The sequence below is a fragment of the Prauserella rugosa genome, from assembly GCF_000719975.1.
Lineage (GTDB): Bacteria > Actinomycetota > Actinomycetes > Mycobacteriales > Pseudonocardiaceae > Prauserella > Prauserella rugosa.
The window spans coordinates 72,199-83,140 of sequence record NZ_JOIJ01000019.1 but is presented as its reverse complement, the minus strand read 5'-3'; the positions used below and the strand labels follow the sequence as shown (position 1 = coordinate 83,140).

Genomic DNA, 10,942 nt, shown 5'->3' with positions numbered 1-10,942 from the left:
GGTCCCATTCCGAACCCGGAAGCTAAGCCTGCCAGCGCCGATGGTACTGCACTCGTAGGGGTGTGGGAGAGTAGGACACCGCCGAACTTACTTAATAGAGAGACGAGCCCTTCGGCTTGAGTCCCTGGAATGGGGATTCGCCGAGGGGTTCGTTTCGTTGTACGGCGCTCGTTTCATCGCGGTCTTACTGTCCACTGGCGGTTCTCCGTACTCCGGCAGGCCGCCGTGAGCACACGAAAAGGGGTGTGTGACTCACTGAGCCACGCACCCCTTTTCGTCGTCGGGGATGAGTCAGTCGTCTCCGCGGAGGGGACGTTCCTCGAGCGATCCGTCGCCGTCTGCGCGCAGGTGGACGAACGCCCTGTAGCCGCCGGCCTCAAGCCGCTTCAGCTGGGCGGCGAACTTGCCACTGCGGCCGACCGGAGCGACGGCCCGTCCGCCCGTCCGGAGTTCGCGCGCCGTGGCCAGCACGGTCGAGGTCGGCACGTCCGTGTCGTACAGCAGGGCCAGCCGGTCGCGGGCCGGGGGCTCGGACAGCAGGTCGACGATGCGCTCGAACCCGATGGAGAACCCGCACGCAGGTACATCCGTGCCGAGCGAACGGCCGATGAGGTTGTCGTAGCGCCCACCGCCGGCCACCGAACCCGCGGCGCCCGGCGCGGCGACCTCGAAGATGTGCCCCGTGTAGTAGCCCATGCCGCGCACGAGCGTCGGGTCGAACTCCCACGTGACCCCGTGCTGCGTGCCGATGTCCGACAGGCAGCCCGCGGTCGTGGCCAGATCGTCGAGCACGGCCTGCGGCAGGCTCGGCAGCACATCGGAGAGCGTGGCGACCAGCTTGTCGCCTGGCACCTCGCCCAGTGCCTCGATGCGGTCCCGGGCTGCGGACACGACGTCCGGTCCGAAACCACGCTTGTCGAGCTCGGCGGCGACGCCATCCCAGCCGACCTTGTCCAGCTTGTCCAACGTGATGAAGAAGCCGTCCTGCGCCTCGGCGGGCACACCGGCCTCGGAGGCGAGGGCCGACAGGAACCGGCGGTCGGAGATCCGGACCGTCGTGCCGGTGAGGCCGACGCGGTTGAGCGCCTGCGTCGTCGCCTCGATCAGCTCGGCCTCGGCGAGCATGCCCGGTTCGCCGACCATGTCGATGTCGCACTGGTAGAACTGCCGGTACCGCCCCTTCTGCGGACGCTCCGCGCGCCACACCGGTCCGAACTGGAACGACCGGAACGGCGTCGGCAGCTCGGCCCGGTGCTGGCCGTAGAACCGGGCGAGCGGAACGGTCAGGTCGTAGCGCAGGCCCATGTCGACGAGCTCGGCGAGCTCGGTGTCGGCCTCGATGCGTTCGGGAAGGCCACGGCGCAGCACCTGGAAGATCATCTTCTCGTTCTCGCCGCCCTGCCCGCCGGACAGTCGCTCGATGCGCTCCAGCGCAGGCGTCTCGATGCGCTGGTAACCGTAGCGGCCGTACACCTCGGTGATCGTCGACAGCACATGGTCGCGCACCGCCACCGCAGTCGGGAGCAGGTCACGGGTTCCCCTCGCGGGGCTGTTGTCGATCTTCACCACGAAAGTCCTTGAACCTCACGTACGGGCAGGGATACCCGCCGAGTCTATCGAGCGCGCCTGGGGCCACTGAGCAGGGCGAGGGCCGCACCCACCACACACACGAGTGCGGTGATCGCGAAGATCTCCGTGTACTGCGTGAGCATGGCGTCCTTGACCGCGCTCGCGTACTCGGCGGCGGCCTGATCGTAGGCGGCGTCGTTCGGGTAGAGCATCGGCAACGGCACGTCGAGCGTGGCGGTGAGGCTGTGGAAGCGGTGCAGCCCCCACGCCGACAACGCCGAGATGCCGACGAGCATGCCCGTCATCCGTGCCACGACGACCCCCGCCGACGCGACCCCGTGCTGCCCGTCCGGCACCACCCGCAGCACGACCGCCGACAGCGGCGCGATCACCAGGCCGAGTCCGAGGCCCACGACGACCAGGTCGGTGTCGAGCCGCGGCAGGGTCACGGGGCCGAGTTCGTGCGGGCTGGACAGCACGTCGGCGGGCCAGTGCGACATCAGCAGGAACCCCGCGGCCGCGATCAGCAGACCCGCGCAGGCCACCCACCGCTCGGCGATCCGATTGGCCAGCAACCCACCGAGTACGGCACCCACGGGCAGCGCGACGAGGAACCGCAGCAGCAACAGCACGGCGCCCTCGTCGCGTTCACCGAGGAGGGTCTGGGCGAACAGCTCGACGTCGACCAGGGTCACCATGAGCGCCGCGCCCGCCGCCAGACTCGCACCGAGCGCGGCGAACAGCGGCCGGAGTTGCACGTTGGTGGTGTCGAGCAGCTTGGTGCGCGCCGTGATCTCCCACGCGACGAACGCCGCGAACACTACGGCGGCGGCGATGAGCACCGGAACGCCCCACTCGGGCAGGACCTGCTCCTGCGGTTCGGGGTTGTACAGCGCCACGACCAGCAGGCCCAGCGCCACCGCGAGCAGCCCCGCGCCGACCACGTCGGACTTCTGCCGCGTCGCGGGCCGTCCGCCGCGGACCGACAGGTGCACCACGACCATCGCCAGCAGCGCCAGGGGCACATTCACCCAGAACACGGCGCGCCACCCGGCGAGGCCGGCGATCGCGATGCCGTACACCGGTCCGAGCACGCTGCCCAGTTCCTGCGCGCCGCCGACGGCGCCGAGTACCGCGGCCCTGCGCCGCTGCGACCACAGGTCGGCGGCCAGTGCGAGCGTCACCGGCAACAGCGCACCGCCCGCGACACCCAGCACGACCCGGCCCGCGACGAGCATCGGCACCGACGTCGCGAGTGCCGTCACCACCGAGCCGGCGACGAACGTGCCCAGGCACGCCTGCAGCAACGCCTTGCGCCCGAAGCGGTCGGAGGCCTGCCCGAGCAGTGGCATCGCCGCGACGTAACCGAGCAGATAGCCGGTGACGATCGGCGTGACCCGCTCGATCCGGTTCAGCGGCACCTGCAGGTCCTCGATGATCTGCCGCAGCAGGCCGATGACGACGTAGGTGTCGAGCGCGCCGAGCAGGACGGCGAGACCGCCCGCGCTGATCGCGAGCGCACGCCCGCGGTGCGGCCGCACCGCCTCGTCCGCTGCCGTGCCGACGGAAACCTCGTCGTCGGTCGCAGGTGTGCTGGGCGTGTCCGTCATGGCCGTGTGGTCACCATCCGTCGTGTCGTCGCCTGTCGATCACTGCGGCGGGTCGATCGACACCGGTTTGTTCACATCGGACAGTGTGATGTCGACGGTCGACTCGCCGAACGTGGCGGTCGCCTTCACCGGCAGGCGGGACTCGTCGTCACGCAGCCAGAACGCGACGTCGGCCGCGGAGGGAACGCCGGGCAGGATCTCCGCGAGCACGTCGCGTTCGAGCTTGCCCTCCACCTTGTAGGTCTCGACGCCGTTCACCTCCTCCTGCGCGGTCGTCTCCGGGCTGTCGAGGCTCGAGACGAGCTTGGCGACGCCGCGGTCGGGGTCGAGCACGGCGGCCGGGTCGTAGATGCTCGTGACCATCGACTCGGGCAACTGCTGGTACCCGCCGGTGGGGCCCTTCACGTGCAGGGAGCCGTCGGTGAGCACGAAGTCGATCTCGACGAGTTGGCCGGCCTGCTTCAGGGTGCCGCTGCCCTCGGCCTCGCCGGAGCTCGTGAGGTCGCCGTCGAGCGACTGGATCACCAGGCCTTGGATGTCTCCGTTGACCTGCAGTGCGAAGTGGGTGCTCTCGATGTCGGACGTGGCCTTGGCCGCGTCGTCGACGAGCTGCGCACCGTCGGGCAGCGATTCGTCGGAATCGGAACAAGCGGTGGCGGCGAACGCCACGGCGGCCAGGGAACCCGCGAGAAGTCGACGTGTGCGCATACGGGTGACCGTACTGGGGCGCAGGGGTCCGCCCTCGGCCGGTACGTATCGGGCGGACGGGCCGGCTGCCGCCTCGTTCGCCGGCCTGTTCGCCGCCCCTTCGCCGGAAGGTTGCCGGCTGACGCGGCACCCGGGATCAGCCCGGTGGCCTCATTCCATGAGGGTCGCCGCGGCGGTGGCGCCCAGCTCCCAGCACGCGGCCAGGTCGTCCTTGCCGGGTTCGCCCGTGACGGTCACCGGAGCGGTCGCCTGCTGCCATCCGAGACCGGTCGTGACCGTCGCGATCGCCTTCTCCGCGCCCTCGACGCCCTCGTTGCCGTGCACGTAGTAGCCGAACGGCAGGCCGCGGGTCGCATCGAGGCACGGGTAGTAGACGGTGTCGAAGAAGTGCTTCAACGCGCCCGACATGTAGCCCAGGTTGGCGGGAGTGCCCAGCACGATGCCGTCGGCGCCGAGCACGTCGGCCGCGGTCGCCGACAACGCGGGCCTGCGGACGACGTCGACGCCCTCGATCTCGGGGTCGGTCGCGCCGGAGACGACCGACTCGAACATCGCCTGCATCCCGGGCGAGGGCGTGTGGTGAACGATCAGCAGCGTGGCCACGGCGTCAGGGTGCCTGGCCCGCGCCCGCGCCGGCAAACCGCCGCTCGAGGTCGGCGCGCAGCGCGGCGAGGCGCTCGCCCGCACGTTCCCTCGCCTCGGCCAGACGGCCTGCTTCGCCGGGTGGCGGCTCGGTGACCTCGAGGTAGGTCTTCAGTTTCGGCTCCGTGCCCGACGGGCGGAACACCACGCGCACGCCGTCGCCGCGCAGGCGCAGCACGTCGGCATCGGGCAGCAGATCCTCGGCCGCCACCTCGACCCCGGCCAGCGTCGACGGCGGATCGGCCCGCAACCCCGCCATCAGTTCGGCGCGTGCGGCCAGATCCGTGATGCGCAACGACACCTGGTCGGTGAGGTACACGCCGTGGCGCACCGCGAGCTCGTCGAGCACGTCGAGCGGGGTGCGTCCCTGCGCCTTCAGCGTCGCCACCAGATCGCAGGCGACGACCGCAGCCGAGATGCCGTCCTTGTCGTGCACGAGCTCGGGGGCCACGCACACGCCGAGCGCCTCCTCGTAGGCGAACACCAGACCGTCGCCCGCGCGCGCCAGCCACTTGAACCCGGTGAGCGTTTCCGCGTAGCGCGCGCCGTGGGCGGCGGCGATGCTCTCCAACATCGACGACGACACGATCGTCGTGGCCACCAGCGGACTCTCCGGCGTCTCACCGGGTACGGCCGAGAGCACGTGTTCGCCCAGCAGCACGCCGGTGTCGTCGCCGCGCAGCATCCGCCAGGTCCCGTCGCGGCCGGGGACACCGAGAGCGCACCGGTCGGCGTCGGGATCCAGGGCGATCGCCACGTCGGCGCCCACCTCGTCGGCCAGCTCCAGCAGCAGGTCGGTGGCGCCGGGCTCCTCGGGATTCGGGAACGCCACGGTCGGGAAGTCGGCGTCGGGCGCGCGCTGGGCCTCGACGAGGTGGATATCGGTGAACCCGGCCTGGCGCAGCGTCGCCTCCAGGACGTCGGCGCCCACGCCGTGCAGCGCGGTCGCGGCCACACGCACGTCCCTCGCCGAGCCCGTCGCGAGCGCGGAGGCCGCGCGGACATAGGCGTCGAGCACGTCCACGGTCGTCGCACCCTGCGCGCGGGGTACGGCGGTGGCGGCGGGCGCGGCCTCGATGGCCGCCTCGATGCGACGGTCGGCCGGCGGCACGATCTGCGCGCCGGTGTGGTCGTAGAGCTTGTAGCCGTTGTCGGCGGGCGGGTTGTGCGACGCCGTGATCTGGATGCCCGCCGCCGCACCCAGATGCCCGACCGCGAACGCCAGCAGCGGCGTGGGCAGCGGGGCGGGCAGCATCGACACGGCGAACCCCGCGGCGGTGAGCACCTCGGCCGCGGCCACCGCGAACCGGTCGGACCCGTGCCGGGCGTCGCGGCCGACGACGACCAGGGCGCCCGCGTGTCCGGAGTCGGTGAGCCACTGCGCCACTCCCGCGGTCGTGCGCACCACGACGGCGGTGTTCATGCCGTTCGCCCCCGCGCGCACCGGACCGCGCAGTCCCGCCGTCCCGAACGACAGCGGACCGGACATGCGGTCCTCGAGGTCGGCGACCGCGGCGCTCTCGCCTCCCATGGCCCTGGCGAGCACGTCCTGCAGCTCGTCGCGGGTGCCGGCCTCCGGGTCGTCGGCGATCCACCGGTAGGCGGCGTCGCGCAGGTCGGAGGTCAGCCGGGCGGGTTGTTCTGCTGACTCTGGCACCGGGTCATGTTGTCAGGCTGTGGCCGGTGTCGATAGCGTCGCCCCCGTTTGCCGCAGGGGTGTCCGACGGCTGCCGGCTGCGTGCCGGCTCGGACACTCCTCCAGAGGGGGTGTGCACCTGCCGTGCTGCGCAACGCCGCGCTCGTGAGTCCGTCCGCACGCGAGGAACTGGCCCGCATGGCGCCTGCCTTCCGCGACACCGCGGGGACGGTCGCCCAGCGGATCATCGAACAGATCCAGTACTCGATCCCCGAGTACCAGCGCCCGCTGAAGGGCGTGTTCGGCGCGGCGATCCGCGACGGCGTCGAGCAGGGCGTCGTCGACTTCCTCGACCGGTTGCTGGGCAACGCGTCGGCCACCGAGCAGACCGAGGAGGTGTTCCGTCAGCTCGGCCGGTACGAGGTGGCCGAGGGACGCGGGCTCGAGGTGTTGCATTCGGCGTTCCGGCTCGGGGCGCGGGTCGGGTGGAAGCGGCTCGCCGAGGTCGGATTGGGCGCAGGCCTGCAGGTGGAGACGATGTGCGAGCTCGCGGCCGCGTTGTTCGCCTATATGGACGAGCTGTCGGAGCTGTCCCACGAGGGCTACACGGCCGCGCAGGCCCGTGCCGCGGGCGCGCTGGAACGGCGGCGCAAGCGCTTGCTCGAGGTGTTGGTGCAGGAGGAGTCGGTGCGTGCCGACGTGCTCGAGGAGCTCGCACGCACCGCAGCCTGGACACTGCCCGACCGGCTGGCCGTGGCCGTCGTCGACCGGCCCGGCGATCCGGCCGCGTCCCCCGACCTGCCCGACGAGGTTCTCGTGGACCTCGAGGGCGACGTGCCGTGCGTGGTGATCCCCGAGCGCGAGGGGACTCTCGTGCAGGCGGACCTGCGCGGGTGGCGGGCGGTGCAGGGCCCCGTGGTGGCGGTCGCGGACGCGGCACACTCGCTGCGCTGGGCCAGGCGGCTCGCCGAACTGCGCGACGCCGGAGTCGTTGGGGCCGGAGTCGTTGGGGCCGTCGGGGCCGTCGATGCTGAAGATTCCCCTGCCGATTCCCCTGACGGCGACGGGGCGTCCCGTGGTGCGGAGCCGCTCGTCGCCGACGACCACCTGCTCACGCTCTGGCTGCTCAGCGACCCGCCGTTGGCGCGGCTGCTCAGCGAGCGTGCGCTGGCTCCGCTCGCGGGCGTGAACCCGCGGCAGCGGGAGCGGCTGGCCGAAACCCTGCTGGCGTGGATCCAGCGCCGGGGCAGTGCCCCGGACATCGCCGCGCAGCTCGACATCCACCCACAGACGGTGCGGTATCGCGTCCACCAGTTGGAGGAGCGCTACGGCGATCGGATGTACGACCCCGACGGCCGGGTGTGGCTCGCCGCCGGACTGCTCGCGCGCGGTCTGCTGAAACGCCACGACGCCGGTGCCCACTGACGTTCCGGAATGCACTCGAATCCCCGGCGCGTACTGAACCGGAGTGCACTGAAACTGCAGGCACTGAAACCCGGGGTGCTTCGGGTGGTGTAGGCCACCCTCAAGTCGTCCTCGGCTGCGCCCTGGTGAGCAACGCAAGGTGCAGTTTTGTCATGCGGTGACAACGGGGTCTGCGGGGCCGTTCGGCCTACTCGATCGGGTTATTGCCGGGGTCGCGGCGGTCCGACAGATTGGCTCGAGTTCGAGCTGGTTCCACCCGCGTGACCGCTTCGACCGGCACCCGACAGCGCTGTCACCGCCTTCGGCGGGGTGTCCACGGCGCGCGGAACATCCGCCACCTGAAAGGACCCGCGATGATTCGCAGGGAAGTCACCGACGTGCCGATCATCACCGGCACGGTCACCTCGAAGTGATCGCCGTGCGGGCCCGTGCCGTTCGGCCACGGGCCCGCGAACGTGCGAGGTGACGTGACGGTCAGGCGCGGATCGCCAGTTCCCGCAGGAGCGATCCCATCCGTTCGGCCGATGCCCTGCCCGCCTCGATGACCTCCTCGTGGCTGAGCGGTTCTCCGGTGATGCCCGCGGCCAGGTTCGTCACGAGCGACAGTCCGAACACCTCGAGCCCTGCGGCTCGGGCGGCGATGGCCTCCAGCACGGTCGACATGCCGACCAGGTCGGCGCCGAGGGTGCGCAGCATGCGGATCTCGGCAGGGGTTTCGAAGTGGGGGCCGGGCAGTCCGGCGTAGACGCCTTCGGCCAGCGACGGGTCGATGGTCTTGGCCACGTCGCGCAGCCGGTTCGAGTAGAGGTCGACGAGGTCGACGAAGTTCGCGCCCGTGATGGGCGAGGTGGCCGTCATGTTCAGGTGGTCGGCGATGATCACGGGCTGGCCGACCTCGAAGCCGTCGCGCAGTCCGCCTGCGGCGTTGGTGAGCAGCACGGTGCCCACGCCTGCCGCGGCGGCGGTGCGGACGCCGTGCACGACGCTGGCCACGCCCCTGCCCTCGTAGAGGTGGGTGCGGCCGAGTAGGACGAGGGCGCGTTTGTCGCCGAGCGTCACCGAGCGGGCCGTGCTGCCGTGTCCGACGGCGCTGGGCTTCTCGAATCCTGGCAGGTCGCCGAGTTCGACCTCGGTGTCGGCGGTGCCGATGACGTCGGCGGCGGGTCGCCAGCCGGATCCGAGCACGATCGCGATGTCGTGGCGGGCCACCCCGGTTCGCGAGGCGATGACGTCGGCGGCCTCGTGGGCCTCGGCGGTAACGAAGGTAGAAGTCACGGCCGGATCCTACGATCCGCAGCGCCCGCCCGACGCACGCGCGCGAGATCGGACCGCCGGGCACCTCCGGATGCAACGCGATCGCCCCGAGCCCCAACGGACCGCAACCCGCGCACCAGAGCCGACCCCTCACTCAACCCACGCGGAGGTCGATTGCAGTGGCGCGATAGGAGAACCAGTGGCGCGATAAATCAGTCCGTCTGCCGGAAGGTGGGGGCGATGCGGTCGAAGAGTTGTTGCCGTCCGAGGCGTTCCTGGTCGACGGGGACGGTGATGCCGACGACCCACAGGCCGGTGTTGGTGGTGAACACGTCGGCGGTGGTGCTGCGGTTGATGGCGCGGTCGTCGCCGGTGCCGCGTTCGGCGGTGCGGTAGGTGATGCGGACGCCGTCCTTGTCTCCGAGCTGTTCCTGTTGCACGAGGGTGAAGTCGCGGGAGTTCCAGGAGGCGCCGAGGCGGGAGACGTACTGGGCGGCGCTGAGTTGTTCGCCTGCGTAGCGTTCCACGGCGAGGGTGCGGGCGCCGTCGAGGGACACGAACTGGATGCGGGTGCTGGTGGGCAGCACGTCGGCGGGCCGTTGGGTGACGAAGCGTTTCCAGTCGGCGGGCACGCGGACGGTGAACAGTCCGCCTTTGGCCCCGCGCAGGTTGGTCGCGTCGCCGTGGCGTACCTGGAGCGGTTGGCTTTCGAGGTTGGCGACGGTGGTGTCGCCGGTGTCGTGGCCGGTGGAGACGCCGGTGGGTGGTCCGATCGACTGTCCGGAGACGGTGCGGACGAGGAGGAATCCGCCGAGGACGGCGAGGAGGAACACGACGGCCACGGCGACGGAGATGAGCACGAGGCGGCGTCGCGACGTGGCCGGCGTGGCGGGTTCGGCGGCGTGGCGGGGTCCGCCTGCCGGGGTGAAGGGCAACGGGCCGGGGTCGGCGGCGAGCTGCCCGCCACCTGCCGCGGAGTCGGAGTCGCCGGCCGAGCCCGTGCCGGAGTCCTCGCCGGAGACAGCGCCGGAGACAGCGCTCGAAACAGCGGCCGCCGGCGAGTCGGCTGCCGGTTCGTCGGCGGGGAGCCGCGGGATGATCTGGGTGGCGCCTGCGTCCCGGTCGGCCGAGCGTGCGGGGGTGTCGCCGGGCTCGTCGAACAGTTCCGCGGGGAACACGTCGTCGCCGTGGGCGGGCAGCAGCGGCCGGAGCCTGCGGCGCACCTCGGCCAGCGCCATCCGCCGGTACGGATCCTTGGCCATGAGGCCCTGGATGATCGCGGCGAGGGGACCGGCGGTGGGGCGGGGCGGTTTTCCGTGGACGACCTCGGTGACGGTGGCGAGCGGGTCGCCGCCCTCGTCGTACGGGGGCCGTCCCTCGGTGGCGGCGAACAGGGTCGCGCCGAGTCCCCACAGGTCGGCGGCGTAGGTGACGGCTCCGCCCGAGGCGACCTCCGGGGCGATGAACGCGGGGGAGCCGAGCATCATCCCGGTGTGGGTCATCGTCACTTCGGACACGTTGCGGGCGATGCCGAAGTCGGTGAGTTTGATGCGTCCGTCGCGGGCGATGAGGACGTTGCCGGGTTTGATGTCGCGGTGGGTGATGCCCGCGGTGTGGGCGGCCTCGAGCGCGGCGGCGACGGCTTCGGCGACGGTGGCGGCCTGCGCGGTGGTCAGGCGCTCGTGTTCGACGATCGAGGCGAGGCTGCGCGAGGGCAGCAGCTCCATGACGACGTACGGGTCGTGGCCCTCGCGGACCACGTCGTGCAGCACCACGACGTTGGGATGGGACAGCGCGGCGATGGCGCGGGCCTCGCGCAGGGTGCGTTCCCGCAGCTCGGCGACCTGTTCGGCCGGGACGCCGGGCGGAACGCGCACCTCCTTGAGCGCGACCTGGCGCTGGAGGAACTCGTCGTGGGCGACCCAGACGGTGCCCATCGAGCCGGAACCGAGCACGGACTCGAGTCGGTAGCGGCCTGCGACGACACGCGGCTGGTCTGCGGACACGCACCCATTCTGTCGGCTGCCGGCTTCGCGGGGCGTGCGGGTACCCACGGCGTGGGCCCTCCGGCCGCGATCAGCCTCACACTTGACGCAGG

General features: G+C 71.5%; 8 protein-coding genes and 1 rRNA gene. 2 read left to right on the top strand and 7 right to left on the bottom strand.

Going from position 1 to position 10,942, the window contains the following annotated elements; genetic code table 11:
- A 5S ribosomal RNA gene (rrf, locus tag IF64_RS26275) occupies positions 1-87 on the top strand; the annotation flags it as partial.
- A 204-nt stretch (positions 88-291) separates the two neighbouring features.
- On the opposite strand, the gene hisS is transcribed toward rrf, so the two are convergent.
- The 5 genes from hisS to IF64_RS0121180 form a co-directional block, all read right to left on the bottom strand.
- Positions 292-1,566, bottom strand: a complete 1,275-nt coding sequence (gene hisS / locus IF64_RS0121200) for a histidine--tRNA ligase (RefSeq protein WP_030533910.1) — start codon at positions 1,564-1,566, stop codon at positions 292-294.
- 47 nt (positions 1,567-1,613) lie between these two features.
- Positions 1,614-3,179 (bottom strand): MFS transporter, encoded by a 1,566-nt coding sequence (locus tag IF64_RS0121195; protein ID WP_084706002.1) that lies wholly within the window; start codon positions 3,177-3,179, stop codon positions 1,614-1,616.
- 39 nt (positions 3,180-3,218) lie between these two features.
- The gene (locus IF64_RS0121190) at positions 3,219-3,887 is read right to left on the bottom strand and encodes an LppX_LprAFG lipoprotein (RefSeq protein WP_030533908.1); all 669 of its coding nucleotides are present in this window, start codon (positions 3,885-3,887) and stop codon (positions 3,219-3,221) included.
- A 150-nt stretch (positions 3,888-4,037) separates the two neighbouring features.
- The gene (locus tag IF64_RS0121185; RefSeq protein ID WP_030533907.1) at positions 4,038-4,490 is read right to left on the bottom strand and encodes a flavodoxin family protein; all 453 of its coding nucleotides are present in this window, start codon (positions 4,488-4,490) and stop codon (positions 4,038-4,040) included.
- Between the two features lie 4 nt (positions 4,491-4,494).
- Complete coding sequence (locus tag IF64_RS0121180) at positions 4,495-6,156, bottom strand: phospho-sugar mutase (protein WP_030533906.1); 1,662 nt, start codon at positions 6,154-6,156, stop codon at positions 4,495-4,497.
- A gap of 153 nt (positions 6,157-6,309) precedes the next feature.
- Here IF64_RS0121180 and IF64_RS0121175 point away from each other — a divergent pair, with 153 nt between their 5' ends.
- Positions 6,310-7,590, top strand: a complete 1,281-nt coding sequence (locus tag IF64_RS0121175) for a PucR-like N-terminal domain-containing protein (RefSeq protein ID WP_051758044.1) — start codon at positions 6,310-6,312, stop codon at positions 7,588-7,590.
- 474 nt (positions 7,591-8,064) lie between these two features.
- On the opposite strand, the gene IF64_RS0121165 is transcribed toward IF64_RS0121175, so the two are convergent.
- Both IF64_RS0121165 and IF64_RS0121160 read right to left on the bottom strand, forming a co-directional pair.
- The gene (locus tag IF64_RS0121165) at positions 8,065-8,865 is read right to left on the bottom strand and encodes a purine-nucleoside phosphorylase (protein ID WP_051758043.1); all 801 of its coding nucleotides are present in this window, start codon (positions 8,863-8,865) and stop codon (positions 8,065-8,067) included.
- 191 nt (positions 8,866-9,056) lie between these two features.
- Positions 9,057-10,850, bottom strand: coding sequence for a protein kinase domain-containing protein (locus IF64_RS0121160; protein WP_030533903.1), 1,794 nt, complete (start codon positions 10,848-10,850; stop codon positions 9,057-9,059).
- Positions 10,851-10,942: the final 92 nt, after the last annotated feature.

What these genes read in the sequence shown, in the direction of transcription:
- IF64_RS0121195 (WP_084706002.1), bottom strand. Translation starts at nt 3,179, where the DNA reads ATGACGGACACGCCCAGCACACCTGCGACCGACGACGAGGTTTCCGTC.
- IF64_RS0121190 (WP_030533908.1), bottom strand. Translation starts at nt 3,887, where the DNA reads ATGCGCACACGTCGACTTCTCGCGGGTTCCCTGGCCGCCGTGGCGTTC.